Annotated in this window: 20 protein-coding genes and 2 rRNA genes (1 of these 22 only partly in view); 19 read left to right on the plus strand and 3 right to left on the minus strand. The window is 49.7% G+C overall.

Annotated elements, in window-relative coordinates; genetic code table 11:
• Window positions 1-161 precede the first annotated feature (161 nt).
• The 14 genes from ACJJIW_RS03185 to ACJJIW_RS03250 all read left to right on the plus strand — a co-directional run bounded on the left by ACJJIW_RS03185 (window position 162) and on the right by ACJJIW_RS03250 (window position 15,935).
• Window positions 162-641: a glutathione peroxidase gene (locus ACJJIW_RS03185; protein WP_282934317.1), complete on the plus strand. Its 480-nt coding sequence runs from the start codon at window positions 162-164 to the stop codon at window positions 639-641.
• Window positions 641-1,120, plus strand: coding sequence for a MarR family winged helix-turn-helix transcriptional regulator (locus tag ACJJIW_RS03190; RefSeq protein WP_282934318.1), 480 nt, complete (start codon window positions 641-643; stop codon window positions 1,118-1,120). Before ACJJIW_RS03185 ends, ACJJIW_RS03190 begins: the two co-directional genes overlap by 1 nt.
• A gap of 382 nt (window positions 1,121-1,502) precedes the next feature.
• Window positions 1,503-3,038 (plus strand): 2-isopropylmalate synthase, encoded by a 1,536-nt coding sequence (locus ACJJIW_RS03195; protein ID WP_282934319.1) that lies wholly within the window; start codon window positions 1,503-1,505, stop codon window positions 3,036-3,038.
• Entirely contained in the window at window positions 3,039-3,827 is a 789-nt protein-coding gene (locus tag ACJJIW_RS03200) for a uracil-DNA glycosylase family protein (RefSeq protein ID WP_444892761.1), read from the plus strand. It abuts the gene before it with no gap.
• Entirely contained in the window at window positions 3,824-4,300 is a 477-nt protein-coding gene (gene rimI / locus ACJJIW_RS03205; protein ID WP_282934322.1) for a ribosomal protein S18-alanine N-acetyltransferase, read from the plus strand. The genes ACJJIW_RS03200 and rimI overlap by 4 nt, the downstream gene beginning before the upstream one ends.
• A gap of 123 nt (window positions 4,301-4,423) precedes the next feature.
• A complete protein-coding gene (locus tag ACJJIW_RS03210; RefSeq protein ID WP_444936684.1) occupies window positions 4,424-5,806 on the plus strand; it encodes an MATE family efflux transporter in 1,383 nt (460 codons plus the stop codon).
• Between the two features lie 203 nt (window positions 5,807-6,009).
• Window positions 6,010-7,320, plus strand: a complete 1,311-nt coding sequence (locus ACJJIW_RS03215) for a YHYH protein (RefSeq protein ID WP_444936685.1) — start codon at window positions 6,010-6,012, stop codon at window positions 7,318-7,320.
• Window positions 7,321-7,699: 379 nt separating this feature from the next.
• Complete coding sequence (locus ACJJIW_RS03220) at window positions 7,700-9,055, plus strand: YHYH protein (RefSeq protein WP_444936686.1); 1,356 nt, start codon at window positions 7,700-7,702, stop codon at window positions 9,053-9,055.
• Between the two features lie 30 nt (window positions 9,056-9,085).
• The gene (locus ACJJIW_RS03225) at window positions 9,086-10,624 is read left to right on the plus strand and encodes a YHYH protein (RefSeq protein WP_444936687.1); all 1,539 of its coding nucleotides are present in this window, start codon (window positions 9,086-9,088) and stop codon (window positions 10,622-10,624) included.
• 30 nt (window positions 10,625-10,654) lie between these two features.
• The gene (locus ACJJIW_RS03230) at window positions 10,655-11,197 is read left to right on the plus strand and encodes a hypothetical protein (protein ID WP_282934327.1); all 543 of its coding nucleotides are present in this window, start codon (window positions 10,655-10,657) and stop codon (window positions 11,195-11,197) included.
• 285 nt (window positions 11,198-11,482) lie between these two features.
• Window positions 11,483-12,766 (plus strand): YHYH protein, encoded by a 1,284-nt coding sequence (locus tag ACJJIW_RS03235; RefSeq protein ID WP_444936688.1) that lies wholly within the window; start codon window positions 11,483-11,485, stop codon window positions 12,764-12,766.
• Window positions 12,767-12,998: 232 nt separating this feature from the next.
• Complete coding sequence (locus ACJJIW_RS03240) at window positions 12,999-13,523, plus strand: hypothetical protein (RefSeq protein WP_444936689.1); 525 nt, start codon at window positions 12,999-13,001, stop codon at window positions 13,521-13,523.
• A 273-nt stretch (window positions 13,524-13,796) separates the two neighbouring features.
• On the plus strand, window positions 13,797-15,254 hold the full coding sequence (locus ACJJIW_RS03245; protein WP_282934330.1) for an ATP-binding protein: 1,458 nt from the start codon (window positions 13,797-13,799) through the stop codon (window positions 15,252-15,254).
• 6 nt (window positions 15,255-15,260) lie between these two features.
• Window positions 15,261-15,935: a response regulator gene (locus ACJJIW_RS03250; RefSeq protein ID WP_282934331.1), complete on the plus strand. Its 675-nt coding sequence runs from the start codon at window positions 15,261-15,263 to the stop codon at window positions 15,933-15,935.
• A gap of 42 nt (window positions 15,936-15,977) precedes the next feature.
• Here the strand turns inward: ACJJIW_RS03250 and ACJJIW_RS03255 are convergent, their stop codons facing one another.
• Window positions 15,978-17,744, minus strand: coding sequence for an aminopeptidase P family protein (locus ACJJIW_RS03255; RefSeq protein WP_444936690.1), 1,767 nt, complete (start codon window positions 17,742-17,744; stop codon window positions 15,978-15,980).
• 277 nt (window positions 17,745-18,021) lie between these two features.
• Between ACJJIW_RS03255 and ACJJIW_RS03260 the strand changes: the two genes are divergently transcribed.
• The 5 genes from ACJJIW_RS03260 (at window position 18,022) to ACJJIW_RS03280 (ending at window position 22,859) form a co-directional block, all read left to right on the plus strand.
• Window positions 18,022-19,605, plus strand: coding sequence for a peptide chain release factor 3 (locus ACJJIW_RS03260; RefSeq protein ID WP_444936691.1), 1,584 nt, complete (start codon window positions 18,022-18,024; stop codon window positions 19,603-19,605).
• A 62-nt stretch (window positions 19,606-19,667) separates the two neighbouring features.
• Window positions 19,668-20,285 (plus strand): lysophospholipid acyltransferase family protein, encoded by a 618-nt coding sequence (locus ACJJIW_RS03265; RefSeq protein WP_444936692.1) that lies wholly within the window; start codon window positions 19,668-19,670, stop codon window positions 20,283-20,285.
• Between the two features lie 11 nt (window positions 20,286-20,296).
• Complete coding sequence (locus ACJJIW_RS03270) at window positions 20,297-21,064, plus strand: TSUP family transporter (protein ID WP_444936693.1); 768 nt, start codon at window positions 20,297-20,299, stop codon at window positions 21,062-21,064.
• A 4-nt stretch (window positions 21,065-21,068) separates the two neighbouring features.
• Complete coding sequence (locus tag ACJJIW_RS03275) at window positions 21,069-21,419, plus strand: hypothetical protein (RefSeq protein WP_444936694.1); 351 nt, start codon at window positions 21,069-21,071, stop codon at window positions 21,417-21,419.
• 30 nt (window positions 21,420-21,449) lie between these two features.
• The gene (locus tag ACJJIW_RS03280) at window positions 21,450-22,859 is read left to right on the plus strand and encodes a M20/M25/M40 family metallo-hydrolase (protein ID WP_444936695.1); all 1,410 of its coding nucleotides are present in this window, start codon (window positions 21,450-21,452) and stop codon (window positions 22,857-22,859) included.
• 798 nt (window positions 22,860-23,657) lie between these two features.
• Here ACJJIW_RS03280 and rrf read toward each other — a convergent pair.
• Together rrf and ACJJIW_RS03290 are read right to left on the minus strand one after the other, a co-directional pair.
• Window positions 23,658-23,773 (minus strand): 5S ribosomal RNA (gene rrf, locus ACJJIW_RS03285).
• A gap of 203 nt (window positions 23,774-23,976) precedes the next feature.
• Window positions 23,977-26,106 (minus strand): 23S ribosomal RNA (locus ACJJIW_RS03290) (it continues 752 nt past the right edge of the window).

The following is a 26,106-nucleotide window of genomic DNA, read 5'->3' on the forward strand; positions in this document are numbered from 1 at the left end:
TTACTGTTATTGCAAAAGGGTTTTATCAATCTGGCGCATAATATAATTGGTAATCATTCTCACAATAAAGCCTGCAAAAGGGCTACTCCCAAATAAAGCGGTTGCAAAAAAGATTGTGCACAACTAAATTTAGCAAAATACAAACCGTCGAGGCTCTCCCAATGACCGATCTCTACTCAATTCCTGTGCAAACCGCTGATGGGCAAAAGACCACTCTGGCCGATTACAAAGACAAGGTGGTGCTAGTTGTTAACACGGCCAGTAAATGTGGCTTCACCAAGCAATATGCGGGCCTTGAGGATTTATATAAAAAATACAAAGACCGTGGATTTACCGTCTTGGGCTTTCCCTGCAATCAATTTGGCAAGCAGGAACCCGGTAGCGATGAGGAAATTCAGGAGTTTTGTGAACTGAACTTTGGAGTCAGCTTCCCCGTCTACGCCAAGCTGGACGTCAATGGCGATGAAGCTCACCCGCTGTTTGTGGAGCTCAAGAAACGTGCGCCGGGCCTATTGGGAACCGAGGGCATTAAGTGGAATTTCACGAAGTTCTTGATCGGCAAGAATGGCGAGAATGTTAAACGCTACGCGCCGAAGGATGCACCAGCATCCCTGGAGACAGAAATCGAGCGCATGCTCTGATGGTTGTCTGTGATGACGATTCCGGCGAGCTGGCACTGAACCGCCAGCTATGTTTTGCCCTCTACGCCGCATCCCGAGCAATGACCCGCGCCTACCAGCCGATGCTAAAGGAATTGGGGATCACCTATCCGCAATATCTGGTTTTAATGGTTCTGTGGGAGTGGGCCAACACCAAGGCGCCATCGGAAGAAGAGCAGAGCGTCAGTGCACTGGGGCAGAGGCTGATGCTGGATTCCGGCACCTTGACCCCGCTGCTCAAGCGGATGGAGCAAAACGGCCTGGTCAAGCGTCGCCGCAGCAATCTGGATGAACGGATAACCCTGATCACTGTGACAAAGGAAGGCCTTGCCCTTAAACCAAGAGCCAGAGAGTGGGTGACAGCACAGCTGGACAACAGCCGTATCAGCCGCAGCGAGGTAGAGCAACTACACGGAGACTTGTGGCAGTTTCTGCATAAATTGACCGATACCGCCCCTTAAGAGCGGGCCCCATTGAAAGCTCCAGTGGGGCCGTCCACCAAAGCAAGGATAAAAACATCAAAAACCCGACATAAATGAAAGCAATATAACAAAATAGGAAAATTAAACGCCAATATTAGGATCAGCATTGACCTTCAACTTGATTACACTTCATAATGCCCTGAATCCGACCTAACGCGGAAACTGTTGTATATGAAGACTCCATTTATCACTCAGCGCCAGTCTTTTCTTGCCCTAGCTTTCTCGCTACGACTGCCCCTGCGCGGCATATAATTTTTCTCCCCCCCACCCCCAACAGAATTCCAAACTTTATTTGAGCGATGCATAGACAGCGGCAAGGCCCCCTGTTTAGCCTCAAAGCAAATAAGGAGAACAAACGAAAATGAGCACTAAAAAAGATAAGTTAGTCATTTTTGATACCACTCTGCGCGATGGTGAGCAGAGTCCTGGCGCCTCTATGACGAGAGAGGAAAAAATTCGTATCGCCCGCATGCTCGAGAGAATGCGTGTCGATGTCATTGAGGCTGGATTCGCGATTGCCAGTCCCGGAGACTTCGAGTCGGTCAAGGCCGTCGCTGAAGCCGTTACCGAATCACGGGTTTGCAGCCTTGCCCGAGCGGTCAATGCCGATATCGTGCGCGCTGGCGAAGCCCTGAAGAATGCCAACGCCTCCCGTATCCACACATTTATTGCCACTTCTCCAATCCATATGAAATACAAGCTGCAAATGGAACCGGAAGCGGTGTTGCAGCAGGCAGTGAAAGCGGTTCAAACAGCGCGCAACTTTACTGACGATGTGGAATTCTCCCTTGAGGATGGCAGCCGCTCCGAGCCGGAATTTATGTATCGCATCATCGAAGCGGTTATTGCGGCAGGAGCCGGCACTATCAATATTCCCGACACCGTTGGTTACGGAGAGCCGGAAGAATATGGGGCTATGTTCCGTCGCGTTATCGAAAACGTTCCCAACTCCGACAAAGCCATCTTTTCGACCCACTGTCACAACGACCTGGGCCTCGCCGTTGCCAACTCCCTGTCGGCCGTGATGAACGGTGTGCGCCAAGTGGAGTGCACCATCAATGGCTTGGGAGAGCGCGCCGGTAATGCCTCCCTGGAAGAAATCGTTATGGCAGTACAAACCCGCCAGGATCTCTACCCGGTAGAAACAGGGCTGGATACCAGCCACATCGTACCCACTTCGAGAATGGTGTCGTCGATTACCGGCTTCCCGGTACAGCCCAACAAGGCCATTGTCGGTGCTAATGCCTTTGCCCATGAATCCGGTATTCACCAGGATGGTGTTCTGAAACACCGCGAGACCTACGAAATCATGCGCGCTGAAGATGTAGGCTGGGGTCAAAACCGTCTGGTTCTCGGTAAACACTCCGGCCGGGCTGCTGTCCGCGCCCGCTACGAAGAGCTGGGGGTAGAATTCGCCGATACCGAAGAATTCCAGCAGGTATTTGCCCGCTTTAAAGACCTCGCCGACAAGAAACATGAGATCTTTGACGAAGATCTGCAGTCTCTGGTGAGCGGAGGCGAATCCCCAGTGGAACGGTTCCAACTGAGCGACCTAGATGTGCGCACCAAAATCGGTTCAGCCCCCCAGGCCTTTGTCAGCCTCACCATTGACGGAGAACTCCGGCAGACTGAAGCCAGCGGTGGCGGCCCCGTAGATGCCACCTTCAAAGCTATTGAACAGCTGGTAAACAGTGGCGCCGATTTAAAACTGTATTCTGTAAATGCGGTCACCCAGGGAACAGACTCCCAAGGGTCCGTTACAGTGCGCCTGGAAAAGGACGGCCGCCTGGTCAATGGCGTTGGCGCGGATACGGATATCCTGATTGCTTCAGCACAAGCCTACATGGATGCGTTAAACTTGCTCGCCAGCAGTGAGAGTAAGAAACAGGGCGTATAAGTGAACGAGCTTCAGCGAGCGGAATATTTATCAGTACTTGGGGTTCCAAGCTATGTGCCCCGATTCGTATTGCCGCTCGCACCCGATCCTCGCCAGGCCGAACTGCCTCCCGCCGAAGAGGCTCCTGGGACTCAGCAGCCTCCGGTTGCAAGTGGAATAGCTCAAAATCCACTGCCCCACTCAGCAGATCAGATAATTACCCAGCCGGTGCAGAGTCTGGAGCGCAACGCCCGTGTGCTAGATGAAATAAGCGCTCTCACCGACCAGACAAAACGCCCACAAGAGACGGTGGCAGTGACACCGGCTCCTGTTGCCCCCCCCCAGCACAATGTTAAACCTTTTGTTTTGAACTGCTGGCGTATTGGGGAAGAACTCCTGGCCGTGGACAGCCACGAGCCCGGTGCAGCTCTCCCCCTGGAAGCCCTGTTCAACAATATTCTCCGCGCCTTGCACTGGCACCAGCTCCCCCGGCAACAGGAACGCCTGCAATGGCCTTTAACAGAAAATCGCTTTGGTCCAGCCGAAGACGCCTCACAGGCTCGCGATACATTCTCCAGCTGGTTAGAGGCCTCTTATTCTCGCATGCCGGTTAAATCCATCTGGCTGATGGGTAGTGAGGCTCAAGATTTTTGCACTCCAATCCCTTTGGAAAGCCAGGTTGTCGAATGGCAGAGGGCCCGCTTAATTAGTACGCCCAGCCTCTCGCAACTATTGCGAGCCCCCGAACTTAAACGCCCCCTGTGGAATCTGTTGCGCACTAGTTATCCGACTGAAACCCGCGCAGAATGACCAATTTAAATTACACTGAGCTACAGTTGCGCTCCGCCGTTGCCGACGACTGTGCATCTCTGGCCCAGTTGGCAAAAAGTGCCCACAGTCATCCGTGGAGTGAAGCCCAATACCAGCAGAGTCTCAGCGCTGGCCACTACTGCTGGGTCCTGATCCAAGGCGATGACATTATCGCCTGTTGCGTGATCAGTAGTCTGTTTAACCAAGCAGAAATCCTGGATATTGCCGTATCCCCAGCGCGACGCCGACAGGGCCTCGCTGAGGCACTACTAAACAGCGTGAAAACGGAATTGCCCAGCGAAATTGAACGAGTTTTGCTCGAGGTGCGGGTATCCAATCTCGCTGCGCGCTCCCTCTATCGCAAACTGGGTTTCTCTGAAGACGGGATACGCAAAAATTATTACCCCGCGCAAAACGGCATGCGCGAGGACGCTGTACTCATGAGTCTCGCTCTGAATGACACTCAGTCGTAGAATGAGCCTCTCATTCGGAATTCCCGCCTTACCGACAAGGCCTTGAACGGCAGGCAACCACTCCTGCTCTGTAACACTATTCCCGACTTCCCAACCCCCTCGTTGGATTGACAAGAGTTATACATGTCTCTATCAAAAAGCAGCCCATCACTGCTGGAAGGCTCAGTTTCCAGTCACTTACAGAGACTGGCGCTACCCATGGTCTGGGGAATTCTCGCCGCCATGTCCTTTAATATCGCCGATACCTATTTTGTCTCCCAGCTGGGCGATGGCCCCCTGGCAGCGATGAGTTTTACCTTTCCGGTAGTGATGGCCATAAACAGCTTTGCTATCGGCCTCGGCGCAGGTACCTCTTCGGCTGTGGCCCGGGTTTACGGCGCAGGGGATATAAAGAACGTTCGCCGCCTGGTAACTGACGCATCTGTACTGGCACTGCTGATTGCTATTGTGATTACTGCAATCGGCCTGGCCACCATGCGCCCTCTATTTGAGCTGCTGGGCGCCGGCCCCGATATGCTTCCGCTTATTGCCGATTACATGATCCCCTGGTATCTGGGAACCATCTTTGTCATTGTCCCGACCGTCGCGCTCGCTGCTCTTCGCGCCATTGGTAACAGCGCGGTAACCGGCCGTATTATGGTGGCGGTAGCCCTACTGAACCTGATTCTCGACCCCATTTTGATTTTTGGGCTTTTCGGCTTTCCCCGGCTTGAGCTCCAGGGAGCAGCTATCGCTACGATTATCGTGCGCGCCCTGAGCTTTATTGCTGCACTTTACTTCATCATCAAAAAAGAACACCTAATGACAGCCCCACAATGGCGGCTGAGCGGCCTACTCGAATCCTGGCGCAAAGTGTTGGCTGTCGGGCTTCCCGCTGTGCTCACCAATGTCATTATTCCCGTATCCGGAGGTGTTGTCGTTGCACTCGTTGCCGTGCACGGCGAAGATGCCGTCGCAGGCCTGGGAGTCGCACTCCGAGTAGAACCCCTGGCACTCATTGTGTTTTACGCACTTTCCTCTGTGGTCGGCCCCTTTATGGGACAGAACGCCGGGGCGGAAAAGACCGACCGCCTTCGGGAAACCGTGAGTGTACTGGCAAGATTCTGCCTGGTATTTGGAGCGGGACTGGCTGTGCTTCTCTACTTTGTTGCAGAACCTATCGTAAGTCTGTTCAGTGATTCCACTGAAGTTCTCACCGTCGCTGTTGCCTACCTGACCCTGGTACCTCTCAGCTATGCCGGGTACGGCTTTGTGATGTCTGCCAATGCCGCATTCAATGGGCTCGGGAAACCGCTGCCTGCAACCGTCATTTCTTTCCTGCGGGTACTGGGCCTATACCTCCCCCTGGCCTGGATTGGAAACAGCCTGTGGGGCATGACCGGCCTGTTTGTCGCTACAGCAGCATCCAACCTGATTCTCGGCTTTGTTTCCTGGTGGTGGCTGCGCCGCGATACGCACCAGCGCACAGCAGAGACAACATCCAGCCCCGAGCTGTCAACAAACTAATCGATCTGTGGGCCGAATCACTCCTGACTCGGCCCATATCTATCCACCACCCCCAAAAACACAACACAAGGAAATCAGTGCCTTAACGGGCAGCGTACACATTACTTGCCATTTTTGCCGATAACTTAAAATTCCTCCAAACCCCGGCAGACAGCAGCATAGCCCGCCTTCTTCTCTTACTGCGAAACATGGATGGTGATTCGATGAGGCTTCAGGAGATTTCCCCCCTTCAAACCCGCACCCTATTAATCAGCGCACTGACAATACTTCTGGTCTGTGCACCTTTAACAGGGTGCGACAATGACGATTCAGATCCACCCCCATCAGATGACGATACTGGCGATGACAGCAGCCCCTGGGTGCTAAATACCGACGATGAGCGCGCGCCTTACATCTATGAGGGCAATAGCAATGAGCAGGTCCTGGTCAATGTGCAAAGCATCGAAACTGTCACTGTCGACGGCAGGGAATACACTCAAGTCACTGCATCCGGTATCCCGGATTATGAAATTGAAATCACCACCGCTATTTACAACGAGCTAATCAATCGCCCCAAGGCAAACACCGACTTTGTCTACGGCAGCCCCACAGTACAAATTGGCGATATCGTGAGTTTTGGCCAGGATATCGGCTTTAGCAGTAATCCAAATACCTGCTACGCCGAAGCGGGGTTTGGATTTTGGCCGCCGGGCCCGGTCTGCCCAGAAAATGTTTCCCACAACAGCTATTTTCCAACTGAGCCAGAGGTCTCGGAAGAAGACTGTGAGAGTGGACTCGGACCGCAGGGTTATTGGGTCAACGGAACCTCTATCTACCAATGGAGCGATGGACAGTCTGTGAATGGTACCTGGCACACTTTGGCACCGGTCGCTGAGATGTACGACGTTGATATCTGTGGTGGACACGCTGCTCGGGGAGACTATCACCATCACTTCTACAGCGATTGCCTGGCCGACTTGGTTGGAGACACTGGAGATAGCCACTCCCCCCTCTATGGGTTTACCGCTGATGGCTATCCCATTTATGGCCCTTGGGAGGCCGATGGCGTACTTGTAGTAAGTAGCTGGGTCACTAGAGACTATGACGATGCCGACTCTACCAGCGGCTGCGGGATTGCCGGTGAGCGCAGTTGTTTACTGGTAGATGAGTACGACTTATCACAGGGCACAAATTCACTTGCCCAATCCGGCCCCAGTACCAGCGATACATTTACGTCCCTATCAGGCAACCTTTTTCAAACCACCAGCGGTTTTTTTTACGAAGACTATTACTGGGACTCCAATTTAACCAATCTGGAGGGCGCTTATCTGGATCAATACAATGGGCACAGTGACAGCGAGCGTGGTTATCACTACCACCTAACGGTAGAGCTGAATGATGAAAGGCAGCTGACCCCATCATTCCCCTATACCTTTGGGCCCCGCTTTTACGGCAAACTCGATGACCAAACAATTGTGAATGTTTGCTCCGATGAAGTCGGCGGAGGTTTTCCCCCTGGCCCACCGCCCATGTAGCTAGGCCAGAAAGAAAGCAGCTATTTACTACATTTTGTTTCGGTCCGGAATAGATCAACAATTTCAGACCGAAACACACTCACCCGATAAATTTCCAAAAGCCAATAGAGAACCAATCAGTCAGCTAAAATCTTATTGAGAATTATATTCTCTCCAAGAAAATAAAAATAAAAACTTATAACCCTAAAAGAAACGATTAAATAACCAAGTTTTTGCCTTTTATCGCTAAAAAAAAATCCATACTTATGACTTTACGCACAAAGTAAAAAAAAGGTCCAAGAAATTTATCACAGCGCAAATCAGGTCAATATTTGTCCACATTTTCTCCACTTTTATACGCTAATTTCAGACTCACCCCCCTCCTAATTCACGGTGTGATATGAAATTAACGGAAATTTTTCCAAGGGATCGACAGTCCATTTTGCCCTATGCAATATCTTTGGTACTGCTTTCCGGTGCACTGCAGGCATGTGGTGGAGGCAGCAGCTCTTCATCTGACTCATCAGACACTACAGCGGAAGACAGTAGCAGTGATTCAGATTCCAGTAGCGATGACGACTCGTCAGATGATAGTGGCAGCTCAGACTCAAGCGCCGACAGCGGGGTTTGGATTTTAAATACTGATGATGAGCGCGCACCCTATACCTATGAAACTAACAGCAATGAACAAGTATTGGTAAATGTTCAAAGTGTTGAATCTGAAACTGTCGACGGTAAAGAATATACTGTTGTTTCTGCAACTGGCATTCCAAATTACACTATCGAAATTACACAAACCGTTCTCGATGCTCTACTGGAACGCCCAAAAGCATCTTCTGATTTTCTAACAGGCAGCCCCTACGTAAGCGTCGGAGATATTGTCAGTTTTGGTCAGGATATTGGTTACCAAAGTAATTCTTCTTGTGGCGCTGAAGCTGGCTATGGCTTTTGGCCGCCTGGGCCCGTTTGCCCTGAAAATGTTTCCCACGTTGGTTATTTTCCCGTTGACCCTGAACCCGCAACTGATAGTTGCGAAACCGGTTTAGGCGTACAAGGTTATTGGGTAAACGGAACCTCTATTTATCAATGGAGTGACGGGATGAGTGTTGATAATACATGGCATACACTCGCCCCCCTCGCTGAGGCCTACGATGTTGATATTTGCGGTGGCCATGCGGCAAACGGCGATTATCATCACCATTTTTACAGTGAATGTCTCGCAGAAATGGTCGGCGATATTGGTGACGACCACTCTCCAATTTATGGCTACACTGCCGATGGCTATGCAATTTACGGCCCCTGGGAAAGTGAAGGTGAATTGGCGGAAAGTAGTTGGGCTGTTCGCGATTACGACGATACCTCATCCGAAAGTGGCTGTGGTGTTGCCGGCGAACGCAGCTGTTTATTAGTCGATGAATACGATATTTCCCAAGGTGTAGAAACCACTTCTAATACTGGCCCAACCACCAGCGATTCATATACCTCGGCCTCTGGAAATGAATTTGAAACAACTGCTGGTTTTTTCTATGAAGATTATTATTGGGATGAAGAACTTACGGCCCAAGGTGGAGTCTATTTAGATCAGTACAATGGCCATTCGGATGATGAGCGAGGATACCATTATCACCTTACGGTCACTGTCGATAGCGATGGACAATTAATCCCCGCCTTTCCCTTCACTTTTGGACCGCGTTTTTACGGAAAATTGGACGACCAAACTGTTGTCAGCCGATGCTCAACAACCGTAGGGCGGTAACCAATAAAGATAAATTGAGGTAACCTTCTCGTGAAAATTAACGGGTACTTTCTTGCCGGCTCATTAGTCTGGCTATCTGCAGCCACTGTTGTGGCTCAACCTAATCCCAGTTCGGGACATAACAACGATCAACGTTCGGTTAGGGAAGTACCTGTTCGTAATAGCAACGGAAGAAACTGGCAAAATAATAATTCGGAAAACACTAGAAATAACAATGCAGATTCCTCCACCAACTCAAACGACGATGTAACAGAGGAAGAAAACTCAACAGATACTACAGTAGATGATTCATCAGAAACGTCTATCGATGAAACAGAAGATACATCTGGTAATAATGGGGACTCGTCTACGGACGTAAACGAAGACAATTCCGACTCCTCAGATAACTCCACCATTTCAGACGACGAGGAAAATTCAACAACAGGCGACTCAGACATTACTTGGATTGTCAATTCAACGGACGAACGTGCGCCCTATATTTACGAAAATAACAGTAATCAGCAGGTACTGGTTAACGTGCAAAGTGTTGAGCCTGTGACCGTTGCCGGAAAAGAATATACCCGTATATCAGCTACCGGTATCCCGGACTATCAAATTGAAATAACACAGGAAATATTAGACGCACTCATTAACCGCCCAAAAGCCTCTTCAGATTTTGTCAGTGGCTACCCCCAGGTGCAGGCAGGTGAGGTTGTTAGCTTTGGCCAGGACATCGGCTATCGCAGTAATTCCAGCTGCGGCTCTGAGGCAGGTTACGGTTTCTGGCCCCCCGGCCCCGTCTGCCCCGAAAACGTTTCCCATGTAGGCTATATTCCTGCTGAACCAGAAGCATCCACAGATAACTGTGAAACTGGGCTTGGCGTACAAGGCTACTGGGTAAATGGGACCTCTATTTACCAGTGGAGTGACGGGCAGTCTGTAAATAATACATGGCACACCCTGGCCCCCATGGCAGAAGTTTATGACGTGGATATCTGTGGTGGCCATGCGGCCAACGGCGATTACCACCATCACTTTTACAGTGACTGTCTAGCTGAAATTGCCGGAGATACCGCAGATGGCCACTCTCCAATTTACGGCTACACTGCCGATGGATACGCAATTTATGGCCCTTGGGAAGACACAGGTGTTCTAGCTAAAAGCAGCTGGGCAATCCGGGATTACGATGATCCTCGCTCTGATACCGGGTGCGGTGTTGCCGGGCAACGCAGCTGTCTGCTAATAGATGAATATGATATTGATCGCGGTGTTTCCAATACAAATAACACCGGCCCCACTACCAGCGGCAGCTACACTTCTCAATCCGGAAATGAATTTGAAACTCCTGCAGGTTTTTTCTACGAGGATTACTACTGGGATGAAAGCCTTACGGCGCAAGGTCGCGAATACTTGGATCAATTCAATGGACACACTGACAGCGAAAGAGGTTATCACTACCACCTGACAGTGACGCAAGACAGCAATGGCCAATTAGTTCCAGCTTTCCCATTTACCTTCGGCCCGCGCTTTGCCGGCAAACTGGATGACCAAACTATCGTCAATCGGTGCTCAACCACCGTTGGTCGCTAACTCATATTCAAACTTGGGAGTAAGAGTTAAATGAAAATGCACAGGTTCTTTATCGCTGGGTCTTTGGCCTGGATCGTTTCAGCCTCTATGACCGCGTATGCGGCACAGCCAAATCCTCACGCGGGCCACAATGGCGATCAGCATCCAGTGATAGAGATACCTCTGCATGTTGCCGCCCCCAGAATCGAACTGGACATGAGCCGCGACGATATGTCCGGCTATAACCTACATATTGACTACGATCGGTTTGAACTGGAATCTCCTCGCTTTGCCAATGATGATTCTGAGCAGTTTCTAGAGGGGCACGCCCACCTTTACATCAATGGGGAAAAAATCCAACGCCTTTATGGCTCAGATTTACATATTCCCGGAAAATTACTAAAGCCCGGTTTTAACCAAGTCACTGTAACTCTCAACGCACACGACCATAGCACCTGGAGCCGTGGTGGAAAGCGAATACTGGCAACCTTATTTGTGCAACTCGATAAGAAGGAACTAGTACTTCATCGTTTTTCAACATCACCTCTTGGGGGCAACAAACAAATTGCCAAACTTAGTCAACCTAAAAGCTAATTGAAGGCCGGAGGTCTTCTGAAGAAAACGCTCACACTAAAGTAGAAGAATATATTATGAATCGATATTCAACGATTAAACACCTATTAGGTATCCCACAATAAAATACCTATATTTTATTTAATTGGTGGAACATCGACTTTAAATCCAAGGCATAAATCAGAAAAAATCAGGAGTTAATAGCGGGTATAAATTCAAGCTGGCTGGCCATCCACATTTCGTTCACTTTTGTACGCTAAGTTCGAGGCGCAACCTCTCCTCAAGCCATGGTGTAATATGACAATAATGAAAATTCTAGACCGGACTGGCCAACCGGCATTCTCTTATGCACTAGCGTTAATAATATCTCTCGGAGCACTACAGGGATGCGATAGCAGTTCGTCCTCTGATGATGACAACTCCTCTGAAACCTCTTCTAATGACTCAGATTCCAGCACTGATACCGGTGTCTGGATCATGAATACCGACGACGAGCGCGCTCCCTACATTTACGAAAATGATAGCAATGAACAAGTTTTGGTAAATGTCCAGAGTGTTGAGACTGAAACTGTAGATGGTAAGGAATATACTGTTGTCTCAGCAACAGGGGTCCCCGACTATGAAATTGAAATTACCCAGAGCATTCTCGACGGACTACTTGAACGTCCATTTGCCTCCTCTGACTTCGAGACAGGCAGCCCCACAGTAAGTGTCGGGGATATTGTCAGTTTTGGGCAGGATATTGGCTACACAAACATAGGCACCTGCGACGTTGATGCTGGCTATGGATTTTGGCCCCCGGGGCTTGTTTGCCCAGAAAACGTCTCTCATGTTGGATATTTTCCTGCCGAGCCCGAACCCGCCACAGAAGACTGTGCAACCGGACTCGGAGTGCAGGGCTATTGGGTAAATGGCGTCTCTATTTATGACTGGGGAGATGGCCAATCTGTGGATGGTACTTGGCAAACCCTGGCACCAGTCGCGGAGATCTACGATGTTGATATTTGTGGTGGACATGCTGCAAATGGAGATTATCACCACCACTTTTACAGCGACTGCCTTGCCGACCTCGTCGGCGATATAGGCGATGACCACTCCCCAATTTACGGCTATACCGCTGATGGTTATGCAATCTACGGCCCTTGGGAAGGCGAGGGGGAACTCGCAGAAAGCAGCTGGGCAGTGCGCGACTATGACGACCCCACTTCAGAGAGTGGTTGTGGAGTTGCAGGTGAGAGAAGCTGCCTGTTGGTGGATGAGTATGACCTTTCTCAGGGGGTTGAAACAACATCCAATACCGGCCCTACGACAAGTGACTCTTATACATCTCTTTCCGGCAATGAATTCACAACAACCGCTGGCTTTTTCTATGAGGACTATTATTGGGATGAAGATCTGACCAATGAAGGTGGAGTTTATTTAGACCAGCATAACGGCCATACAGATGACGAGCGAGGATACCACTACCACCTGACAGTAACTGTCGATGATGACGGCGAGCTGGTTCCCGCTTTCCCCTACACTTTTGGGCCCCGCTTTTATGGCAAGTTAGATGACCAAACCATTATCAGTGAATGCTCAACACAGTAACTTGATGTGCTGACATTTAAAACTGAGTTGTTTGATTTGGGCAGCAGATATCTCCATGGAGCCGCAAAAAACGCTGCGGCTACCCTCTCTTCCCGAAGATCAATACCTGGCGGGGGAGATGTTTGGAGATAACGGCCCTTTAAACAGATAACACGAGCACCTTGGGGTATTCACAACGACAACTCACGACTAAATATTAAGTGCTGCCCCCAAACCTGGGATTGAGACTATTATGAAAATTCTACGAACCCTAATAGTGGGATCCATTATTTGGGGACTAGCTAACTCCGCCACAGCACAGCAAGATCCACATGCTGGCCATAAAGGCGATCAGCACCCTGTAGTTGAGATACCCCTACACAATGCCGCACCTCGTATCGAACTGGATATTCGCCGCGATAAAATGTCTGGTTATAACCTTCATATAAACTATGATCGGTTCGAGCTGGAGTCCCCTCGCTATGCCAATGACACCTCAGAGCAATTTCTAGAAGGCCATGCCCACCTTTATATCAATGGCAAGAAAATACAACGAGTATATGGTCCAGATTTACATCTACCTGACAAACTGTTTAAACCAGGGTTCAATCAAATCACCGTTACCCTTAATGCCCATGACCACAGCACATGGAGCCGCGGAGGAAAGAGGATTCTTGCAACCCTGTTTATCCAGCTCGACAAGCGTGAGCTTATATTACACCGCTTTTCCACATCACCCATAGGGCAAGACTCCGGTATTGACCTGCCCAGCCGGTGACAACCAACCGGTAAACACACGTAAGAGCTATTCTTATTCTTACATATTTCAGGGCATGGAGGCCCCAACAACAGCTTTGGATTACCAAGCCAATCTCAGCTCACCCCACCTACCCTTATCGGGAGGCAGGTTCATTGGGTGTCAAAAGATTGCTCTGGCATTTGCTGTAAGTGTAGGCTTACTCTCCTGGCTAGTATTTTCCGAATGCCGGCACAGTAAACTACACTCAAGCCCTCTATGAACTCAGGCTATTGGAGTCCCAAGCTATCGGCTATGTCGCTAAATATTCGCTATAAACTCAGTCTCGCTTTCTTATTAACTACTGCAATTACTGTTGGCGGAATGTTCGTATTCTTTCAATGGAGCTTTAATCATGGCTTCATGAACTATATCCAGTCCCAGGAATTGCGCGAAGTGGGCGATCTGGTGGATGAGTTACAGAGTATCTACGCCAGCGAGGGGAGCTGGCAATCCATGGATGGCAATGGCTTGCGCTGGCAACAGCTTCATATGCAAGTTATGCCCAGTTACTTTGGGGATATGTCACCCCCACCTCACCCACGCCGCCCACCTCCGAGCAGGAGAGGCCCTCACCGGCCACCGGAACCCCCACCTGAACACTCCGGGGGCAAATCACTAAGCGGTCGTCTAACCCTATTAAACAAAGAGAAAAGGCCCCTGATAGGCCGTTTTTCAGGGTCTGAGAATATGGCGATGCAGCCATTGGTCGTAAATGGGGAAACTGTTGGTTACCTAGCTATCAACCCACTACCTGTGCTCGATGACGACTTAGCAGTGGGATTTGTGAAAGAGCAATCACAAACCTTCGCTATTATTTCTATTGCCACTTTCATTCTGGCACTGGCAATAGCCCTACCCCTTGCCTGGCAGTTGGTCAGGCCTATTCGCAAGTTAACCGAAGCCACATCCCAACTGACATCGGGCAACTTCAAGATCCGCATTGACATAGAACAGAGGGATGAACTGGGCCAGTTAAGCGCTGACTTTAATCGCCTCGCTGCAACTTTGGAGGCCAATGAACATGCCCGAAACCGTTGGATGGCAGATATTTCACATGAACTGCGCACACCTCTTGCAGTATTAAAAGGGCAGATTGAGGCCATTCAGGATGGTATCAGATCAGCTTCACCAGAGAACATGCGTATACTACATAGCAAAATTCAACAATTGAGTCGCTTAATAGATGACCTCTATGAGTTATCGCTCTCTGACGCAGGCGCTTTGAGTTACTGCAAATCCGACATTTCCCTGGAAAAAACCCTACGAAGCATTATCGAAGACTTTGAAATTCCATTCGAACAGAAAGATATTTGTTTAAGTAGTAACCTCCAACTATCGGAAGACAAGCTTGTTTATGCAGACGAAGCACGCCTCAACCAGTTATTTAGCAATCTGTTAACCAATAGCCTGCGCTATACCGATAGTGGAGGACAACTTAAAATAGCAGCTCGCTGTGAAGCCCGAACAGCCATTATTACTTTGGCCGATTCTGCTCCCGGTGTTGCTAGTGCTGATATACCACACCTGTTTGAGCGTCTGTATAGGGCTGACAGTTCCCGAAGCCGTGAGACTGGCGGTGCGGGTTTGGGATTATCAATTTGCCAGAATATTGTTACAGCCCATGAGGGTAGCATTTCTGCAACTCCGTCCACGCTGGGCGGCCTTGAAATTAGTATTTTTTTACCCCTCAGCCAAAGGATTAAATGGTAGGAAGTTATGAGCGCCAAAATATTAATAGTTGAAGACGAAACCGAGCTTGCGCACTTACTACTGGAGTATCTTCATGCTGCCAACTATCAAGCCGAGATCATTTCCGATGGTAATCAGGTTATTCCCAAAATGGAATCCATGAAGCCAGATTTAATCCTTCTCGACCTGATGCTACCCGGGAGGCATGGGATGGAAATATGCGAAGAAATTCGCCAAAAAGGCAATGATGTTCCCATTATTATTATGACAGCGCAAATTGAAGAACCCGATCGTTTGCGTGGCCTTGAGTCTGGAGCCGACGACTACGTATGCAAACCCTACAGCCCCAGAGAGCTTGTGGCCCGAGTAAAAGCAGTATTGCGCCGTCGACCGTTAATGGAGCAAACCCAAACAAATGGCATTGACTTAGATAGAAATACCGGACAACTGCGAATTAGCGGCAAAGACGCCAACCTTACTGCGCTGGAATTCCATCTATTTGACCTGCTTTACAGTGAGCCCGGTCGAATTTTTTCCCGTGAACAAATCATGGATCGCATCTATTCCGATTACCGTGTAATCAGCGATCGAACTATTGATAGCCATATCAAAAAAGTACGCAAGAAAATATCGGTGCTTATGCCCGATAAAGAGTTAATACACTCTGTCTACGGTGCTGGATATAAGTTTGAGATAAATTAAAATTAAGACTACCTGGGGGCAAGCAGCCCCCAGGGTTTAACCTTACAAAGCTTCAGTTGCCAATTTTAGCCATTCGGCAGTTTTTTCAGTAACCAATGGGGTAATCACATCCCGCACCCTCTGGTGGTAGCGATTCAGCCATTCCCGCTCGGTCTCAGTAAGTAGTGCCACGTCAATCAAATTACGGTCGATCGGAGCTAACGTAAGTTCTTCAAATTCTAGAAAATCTGGATAATTTTCGCTCTTTTTCACAAACACCAAATTTTCAATACGGATGCCGTACTGCCCAGTGAGATAAAACCCCGGTTCATTGGAAACGATCATCCCCGGCTGAAGAGCAACACCTGTTACAGCTTTACCTATCCGCTGTGGACCCTCGTGAACACTTAAGAAACTGCCAACACCGTGACCGGTACCATGGGCATAATCCAGACCCACCTCCCACAGCGAGCGACGTGCAAGCGCATCAATTTGCTCTCCACAAGTCCCCCTGGGGAATCGCAAAGTCGCAATTGCAATATGTCCCTTTAAAACTTGGGTAAAATTTTCTTTTGCCGAAGGTGGGAACTCACCCAGAGCGACTGTTCGGGTAATGTCGGTGGTGCCATCTGGATATTGGCCTCCAGAATCGCACAGATATACCCCTTCTGGCTTCATAGCCAAACTGGATTCAGGGCTCACCCGATAGTGAACAATGGCCCCATTCGGACCATAGCCGGAAATTGTCTCAAAACTGTTGCCCTGAAAGCCTTCGCGAGCCTCTCTTTTACTTCGTAAAAGCTTTACTGCGGACAATTCGTCAAAATGGCCTGTGGCAACCTGTTCAGGTATTTCCGCCAGGAATTCACACACCGCAGCACCATCCCTTTCGTGTGCAGCCTGGCTGCCTGCCAGTTCAATCGCATTCTTACAGGCCTTGGCTTCAGTGACCGGGTCACCTTCCAGCATTAGTTCAATATCCAGTGCCCGCAATTGCTGTAAAGTCCAACTGTTGCTAATCAGGGGATCTATCCATATTTTATTGACGTGGCGGCGCTTAATATTTTCAAATAATTCCCCTTTGGCCACGACTAGACTTACATCTTTATCCAAGTGCTCAATCAACGCATCCCCTACAGCGCCCTCCCCCAAGTAAAGAGTGGCACTGCCATCCCGGTAAAGTACTGCATTAGCCAAGGCCACTGGTAAGTGTGGAATATCCTCTCCACGGATATTAAAAAGCCAAGCACAGCTTTCAGGGTTTGGTAGCCATAAAGCATCGGCTCGTTTTTCTACGAGACGTCGGACAATCCTCTGCCGTTTCTCTTTGGAATGCTCACCAGTAAAGATGAAGGGGTGTGGGCGCGCAGGCCCACAGGGAGATGCAGGGCGGTCATTCCAGATGGCATCAACGGGGCTCTGCTCCATCGGCTGCAGTTGGATATCCCTTTCGGCCAATCGCTTCTTGATCAAGGCCAATCCCGGCTCCGTGTGCAGTCGCGGGTCATACCCCAGAGACTGACCGGCATCCAGCTGACTACATAGCCACTCAATGATCGCGACTTGACTGAGGCTCATTAACTCAATGGGTTGATCACCAAGTTGTTGCTGCGCCTGCAAGGTATAGCGACCATCAACAAACAATGCCGCTTCTCGACTGCCTACCGCAGCCATTCCTGCGGAACCAGTGAAACCTGTCAGCCAGGGCAGTCGCTCATCTGCCGCAGGCACACTTTCATTTTGGTACTCATCAGCCCGGGGTACCAAGAAAGCATCGACACCCTGCCGCTGCAACTCTTCCCGCAATGCCTTTAAACGCTCCCGGCTCATAACCTCTCCCCTTCAATAACTGAGTTTGCCACTGCACCGCTAAAAGCACCTCGATGACTGTTGGCCACAACAGAGTACAGTGTTAATCCAAATGGATTTGAGCAAATTGTCCAGGTGTGCCAGTCCCGCTGGCAACTCAGCCCATTGACATGACCCCATTCGCCGAGCTGGTAAACTGACAAGTCTAATTTCGCAGTATACCGCACCCTCGGAGCAACGCCTGCGTGTATAATACGCCCCTATTTTTTTCGAATATCCAGTGATCGAATCTTAAAGTATGGGTCAAAGTTCTTCCCTGGCAGGCTTTGCCGGCCGCCGCACCTTCGCCATTATTTCCCACCCGGACGCCGGTAAAACAACCGTGACCGAAAAGCTTCTTTTGTTCGGGAATGCAATTCAGCAAGCGGGCTCCGTTAAGGGGAAAAAAGGTCCCCACGCACGCTCTGATTGGATGACGATGGAACAGGAACGCGGTATTTCTGTTACCTCTTCCGTTATGCAGTTCCCCTACAAAGAGAGGACTGTAAACCTACTGGATACACCGGGGCACGAAGACTTCTCTGAAGATACCTACCGGGTACTCACAGCCGTCGACTCCGCACTGATGGTGATTGACGGGGCCAAAGGTGTGGAAGACCGCACCATCAAGTTGATGAATGTGTGCCGCTTGCGAACCACACCGATTCTCTCATTTATCAACAAACTAGACCGGGATATTCGCGACCCGATCGAGGTAATGGATGAGATTGAAGAAGTTCTCAATATCCAGGCTGCCCCTATCAATTGGCCTCTAAGTTCAGGAAAAGGTTTCAAGGGGGTCTATAACCTATACACCGATACCATCCATGTATTCTCCCAAGGTCAGGGCCACAGAATTCCCGATGATATTCAAATTAAGGGTCTGGACTCCGCTGAGGCTGACGCACTACTTGGCGAGTACGCCGAGGATATTCGGGAAGAGATTGAATTGGTTCGTGGAGCCACTCATGAGTTTGACCTGGAAGCTTATCTTGCCGGTGAACTGACCCCGGTATTTTTCGGTACGGCCTTGGGTAATTTTGGCGTAAGGGAAATGCTCGATGGTTTCGTTGAATGGGCGCCCTCACCTCAATCTCGGGAAACCAAAGAGAGGAAAGTAGAGCCCAGCGAAGATAAATTCTCCGGCTTTGTTTTTAAAATCCAAGCGAATATGGACCCAAAACACCGCGATAGAATTGCCTTTATGCGTGTCTGCTCCGGCACCTACAATCGCGGTATGAAAATGAAGCATGTGCGCATTGGCAAGGATATAAAAATTGCCGATGCAGTGACATTTATGGCTGGCGACCGAACCCACGTAGAAGAGGCCATTGCCGGCGATATTATTGGTTTGCACAACCACGGTACTATCCAGATCGGCGATACTTTTACCGAAGGCGAAGCACTGAAATTTACCGGCATTCCCAATTTCGCCCCGGAGCTGTTCCGTCGCATACGTTTAAAAGACCCTCTAAAATTAAAGCAATTGCAGAAAGGACTTCAACAGCTTTCTGAAGAGGGGTCCACCCAGGTATTTTTCCCACTGGATAACAACGACATTATCGTGGGCGCAGTTGGTGTACTACAGTTCGAAGTAGTCGCCTACCGATTGAAAGACGAATACAAAGTTGAAGCCATCTACGAAAACGTCAACGTGAATACTGCGCGCTGGGTAGATAGTGAAAGTGCCAAAGAACTAGAGAATTTCAAGCGCAAGGCCAGTACCAACCTGGCACTCGATGGCAGCGGACACCTGACCTACCTGGCACCGACGCGTGTTAATTTACAATTGGCTGAAGAGCGCTATCCGGAAGTTCGCTTTTATGCCACGCGGGAACACTAAAGCAGCAAGGCTAAATACCTTTGCTAAAACCTTAGTGTGACAGCAGTAAAAAGAGGCAAATAATGAGTCAGTTTGTAGAAATACCAGCTGAAGTACCCAATGAAGTACCTCAGCTGGGCAATCGCATCACCAAAGCTATTGGCAAGTTGATAATCAAGATGCTCGGCTGGCGAATGGATGGGGAAATCCCTCCAGAAAGGAAAGTCATGGTGGCTTTGGCTCCCCACACATCCAATTGGGATTTTGTGGTTGCCATGCCATTTATTATGGCCTTGGGTATTAAAATTTCCTGGCTCATGAAGAAGGAAGCTTTTTTCTTCCCGTTTAAACGGCTATTTATGTGGCTTGGAGGTGTTCCTACCGATAGGCGCGCCGCAGGTAATATCGCTCTACAAGTTGCATCGAGTTACCGGGAAAATGAAAAAATGTGGGTGGGGATTACTCCCGAGGGAACTCGCAAAAAAGTAGGGCGCTGGAAGAGCGGTTTTTTAAGGATTTCCTATACTGCCCAAGTGCCTATTTTGCTTGTTGCCTGGGACTTCCCCAATAAGCGTATTTGCATTGACTCTCTGTACCAGCCCAGCGGCAATCTGGAACAGGACATGGCAGAGATCCAAAAGCGCTTTAGCAGGTATCAGGGGTACTACCACGATGATGAAAGTACTCTTGAAAAGGGGTAACCAGTCCACTCGTGATACAGTTAAGTAGTGAGCTTTCTACTTATACCTACCTGATACTGACAGTAATCGCCTTTACCGCAGGCTTTGTCAGTGCGATCGCCGGGGGAGGGGGAATAATCACCCTCCCCGCTTTACTCTGGGCCGGCATTCCCCCTCTCGATGCTCTCGGTACCAATAAGTTTCAAAGCGTCTTTGGCACCCTATCATCCACCATTAACTTCTTGCAAAAAGGCCAGTTGAATTTACGCCCCCTCTGGCCAGGACTACTTGCTGCAATTATCGGTTCCTGCCTAGGCACCTTAACAGTCGCTTCACTTGGGGAGGCTGGCCTCAATACCTTACTTCCCATCCTGCTCATTGCTATTGCCCTCTACTTTATTCTATCCCCCCGCATTTCCGACATTGATTCAAAACCCAGAATCAGTAACGTTACTTTTAATCTAGTTGTCGGCGGTGGGCTCGGTTTTTACGGGGGCTTCTTTGGCCCCGGGATGGGGTCTATCTGTGCAGCCGCCTTCGCAGCGCTACTCGGCTACAATATGCGTGCGGCTACGGCATCAACAAAACCTATTGTGCTCGCTACCAATGTGACCTCTATGCTAATTTTTATCGCTGGAGGCCATATTTTTCTCTTGCTCGCTATCGCTATGTCTTTTGCCCAGGTTGTAGGAGCTCGTCTCGGCTCCAACCTCGTGATTGCAAGAGGTGCCAGTATTATCAAACCGGTAATCATTGTTGCCACCATTGCTGTGGCAATAAAACTATTAGTGGAGGATTGATATCGTGACCTGGCTGGCAACGCTTATTCTTTCTTTCATTGCCTTTGTTATTGTGGTTTGGGTTCTTATGCACCTGCGCAGACCCAGATTTCGAATGGACCGGGGCAGTTTTGTTAAGGGCCTTGAAGATGTAATCACCGGGCAAGCCAGCGATACTGAATGGCGAGCACTCCTCGCCTGCCCAATGCGACACGACCCAAAGCTTGAAGAGGTGCGACAACGTTGCCTCAGTATTGAAGATAGCGAATATACTGGCGAACCGCCCTACTTATTTACAGAAAAAGGCCTGCATAAGTTACGTGAAATTCGCAAGCAACTGATCGCGGCCTCATCAAATAACGAGCCAAAAGCTTAAGACCGAAGAGTATTAACAAAGGATAGACCGATGTTGAAACCACTGCTTTCCCTTACCGGGGGACTGATCACTACCATGGCACTGGGAATAGCCCAGGCAGCCCCTCTATCACAGGAAGATGTATCTGTGGCGGAAGTATTACGTGACCGGGCACTGGAAAGCTCCGACGCCTACAGTATTGTAGAGTCTTTGACCGTCGAGGTTGGACCACGACGGACAGGCACTGAGGGCGATGAAAGAGCCGTTGCCTGGGCACAAGACAAAATGAAGGCATTTGGCTTTGATCGCGTCTATACCGAGCAAATTGAGGTACCCCGCTGGATTCGTGGCCATGCTCACGCCGAAGTCATATCCCCTTTCCCCCAGCCACTAGTTGTCTCCTCCCTCGGCTATGGCGCCGCCACTCCTGAGGGAGGGTTAACAGCGGAAATTATTGAGTTTCCCGATGCGCAGGCCCTGTTGAAGGCCCCGGCCAGCCAAGTGAAAGGTAAAATCGCTTTTATCAATAAGCGTATGGAGAGAGCGCGCACGGGGGATGGCTACGGCCCTGCAGCGCAAGGTCGCAAGCTGGGAATGCGTGCTGCCGCTGAAAAAGGAGCTGTTGCCATGCTGTTGCGCTCCGTAGGAACCGACTCAGACCGATTTGCCCACACCGGTATGATGTCGGTTGATGATGTGGAAAACCCAGTTCCTGCACTCGCACTTTCCGCTCCTGATGCAAACCTGCTCGAGGCTATGCTCCAACGCGGCAAGCCAGTCCAGGTAAAACTTGAAGTTGAAACTGAGCGACTGAGTGACGGCCCTTCTTTTAATGTCATTGGTGAAATTACTGGCCGTGAGAAACCTGAAGAAGTCATGATTATCGGTGCACACCTGGATTCCTGGGATGAAGGCACCGGGGCCTTGGACGACGGAGCTGGGGTTGCCATTGTTATGGAAACTGCACGTCTCATTGCTGAGCTGCCACAGCGCCCCCGTCGTACATTACGAGTCGTGCTGTTTGGTGCAGAGGAAATTGGTCTGGTAGGTGCTAAGCAATATGTTGAGGCGCACGTAAAAGAGCTGGACAATATTATTGCCGTTTCCGAGTCAGACTTTGGAGCAGGGAAAATCTGGCGTTTCGATACCCGCCTCCCTGAGAGCAAATTTGATATTGCAGATCAAATGATGCGACTCCTCGCACCGCTGGGTATTGAGCGCGGAAATAATGAATCTTACGGTGGCCCAGATAGCAGTGTGTTTGTTGCGCGCGGTGTACCAGCCTTTGGTCTATACCAGGACGGTACCGACTACTTCGATTATCACCACACACCCAACGATACCCTGGATAAAGTCGACCCTGAGAATCTTCGCCAGAATGTAGCGGCCTGGGTTGTAATGTCTTTCCTGACCACCGAGATGGAAGGAGACCTGGGACGAGTACCTACTGCCTCTGAATAAATAAGAGATACAGACGACATTTTTAAAGCCCCACTTTGTGGGGCTTTTTTTATCCCCAAACTTTTCTTCTCTCACATACTGGCGTACCAATCAGCCGCAGTAATCCACAGATTTATCGCTCATAACACTGTTAATAACTGATGTCCGTTTTATGGCGTCTTTGTTACCAACAGAAACCATGGATAGAGCTGTGTATAACTCCGGGATATCCCCTGCCAGCCCCGTGGTTGCTTGGCTCTATTGAAGGCGGGTAAAAAAGCAGCACTTTTTGCGCGGATTTCCACAGCCAGGTGTTACTAACAGAAAGTCTGGATAGAGTTGTGCATAACTTTAATAAACGGGCTACAGGCCCCGTGGTTACAGGGGATTACTGCAGAGACTAAAAAATCACCGATGTTTTTACCGGCTAAATTTAATTTTTGGCGGGAGTGGTATGGGTACTTTTCTGGTTTTTACGCGAGTTATTTTTGTTGGATTATTTTTTGAGTGAACGCAAAGGCGTTTGCTACGGAGGTCGGTAAAGACCTATTTTTATAGGCTTTTTAGGAGAGCGTCTGTTTAAGCTGCTCAGGTAGTTTTAGGTTTTTCTTTTTTTTAATTACTGACTGATTTTTTAAATAGAAAGTTGAGCATTAAAGTTTTTCAGAATTACTTTTATTTTTTCTATTTAATTTTTGCCAAGTACTTTCTGCTCTCTCTCTTTCTTCCCTTTCTTAGTTTTTTTATTTTTGTTTTTTAAAATATTTTTCAGCCATAAAAAAAGGGCCACCCTGTTGGGTGGCCCTTTTCGGATTAGAAGCCTGACGATGACCTACTCTCACATGGGGAAGCCCCACACTACCATCGGCGATGTTGCGTTTCACTTCTGAGTTCGGCAAGGGATCAGGTGGTTCCACAACTCTATGGTCGTCAGGCAAACTGGCTTGGGTTGGCGTTGGTCTTATAAGCAATGTGCTTGGCCTGCCGTGTTATCGCTGTTTGCCTCGGTCATGATGGTGACCGGCGATAACCCCAAATAAGTCGGTAAAACAATCTGTAGTAATACACCGCAAGCGATCGTATGTCTCTAACTCACAATCCGCTAGCTTGGCTAGTCGTTAGTAACCATCTCTGTTGTATGGTCAAGCCGCACGGGCAATTAGTACTGGTTAGCTCAACGCCTCACAACGCTTCCACACCCAGCCTATCAACGTGGTAGTCTTCCACGGCCCTTCAGGAGGCTCAAGGCCTCAGGGAGATCTTATCTTGAAGGAGGCTTCCCGCTTAGATGCTTTCAGCGGTTATCCCGTCCGAACATAGCTACCCGGCAATGCCACTGGCGTGACAACCGGAACACCAGAGGTTCGTTCACTCCGGTCCTCTCGTACTAGGAGCAACTCTTCTCAAATCTCCAACGCCCACGGCAGATAGGGACCGAACTGTCTCACGACGTTCTAAACCCAGCTCGCGTACCACTTTAAATGGCGAACAGCCATACCCTTGGGACCGGCTTCAGCCCCAGGATGTGATGAGCCGACATCGAGGTGCCAAACACCGCCGTCGATGTGAACTCTTGGGCGGTATCAGCCTGTTATCCCCGGAGTACCTTTTATCCGTTGAGCGATGGCCCTTCCATACAGAACCACCGGATCACTATGACCTACTTTCGTACCTGCTCGACATGTCTGTCTCGCAGTCAAGCGCACTTATACCATTATGCTCATTGCATGATTTCCGACCATGCTGAGTGCACCTTCGTACTCCTCCGTTACTCTTTGGGAGGAGACCGCCCCAGTCAAACTACCCACCATACACTGTCCTCGATCCGGATAACGGACCAGAGTTAGAACCTCAAACATACCAGGGTGGTATTTCAAGGACGGCTCCACAACAACTAGCGTCATTGCTTCAAAGCCTCCCACCTATCCTACACAAATAGGCTCAAAGTTCAGTGCAAAGCTGTAGTAAAGGTTCACGGGGTCTTTCCGTCTAGCCGCGGGTACACTGCATCTTAACAGCGATTTCAATTTCACTGAGTCTCTGGTGGAGACAGCGTGGCCATCGTTACGCCATTCGTGCAGGTCGGAACTTACCCGACAAGGAATTTCGCTACCTTAGGACCGTTATAGTTACGGCCGCCGTTTACCGGGGCTTCGATCAAGAGCTTCGCCGAAGCTAACCCCATCAATTAACCTTCCGGCACCGGGCAGGCGTCACACCCTATACGTCCTCTTACGAGTTTGCAGAGTGCTATGTTTTTAATAAACAGTCGCAGCCACCTGGTCACTTCGACCGGCCTCAGCTTAGGGAGCAAGTCCCATCACCAAAACCGGCGTACCTTCTCCCGAAGTTACGGTACCATTTTGCCTAGTTCCTTCACCAGAGTTCTCTCAAGCGCCTTGGTATTCTCTACCTGACCACCTGTGTCGGTTTAGAGTACGATTCACTATTACCTGAAGCTTAGAAGTTTTTCCTGGAAGCAGGGCATCAACCACTTCACCCACTAAGTGGGCTTCGTCATCAGTTCTCAGCCTTAGGGACCCGGATTTGCCTAAGTCCCCAGCCTACAACCTTAAACATGGACAACCAATCGCCATGCCGGCCTAGCCTTCTCCGTCACTCCGTCGCAGTAATAGCGAGTACAGGAATATTAACCTGTTTCCCATCGACTACGGCTTTCGCCCTCGCCTTAGGGGTCGACTAACCCTGTCCCGATTAGCGTTGGACAGGAACCCTTGGTCTTCCGGCGGGGAGGTTTTTCACCTCCCTTATCGTTACTCATGTCAGCATTCGCACTTGTGATACCTCCAGCAGACCTCCCGATCCACCTTCAACGGCTTACACAACGCTCCTCTACCATGCTCCTAAGAGCATCCGCAGCTTCGGTTATCAGTTTGAGCCCCGGTATATCTTCCGCGCAGGCCGACTCGACTAGTGAGCTATTACGCTTTCTTTAAAGGATGGCTGCTTCTAAGCCAACCTCCTAGCTGTCTGGGCCTTCCCACATCGTTTCCCACTTAACTGATATTTGGGACCTTAGCTGGCGGTCTGGGTTGTTTCCCTTTCCACGACGGACGTTAGCACCCGCCGTGTGTCTCCCGCGATTGCACTCCTCGGTATTCGGAGTTTGCATGGGGTTGGTAAGTCGGGATGACCCCCTAGCCCAAACAGTGCTCTACCCCCGAGGGTGAGACGCGAGGCGCTACCTAAATAGCTTTCGAGGAGAACCAGCTATCTCCCGGCTTGATTAGCCTTTCACTCCGATCCA

This window comes from Microbulbifer maximicatervae (SeqCode), from assembly GCF_052467815.1.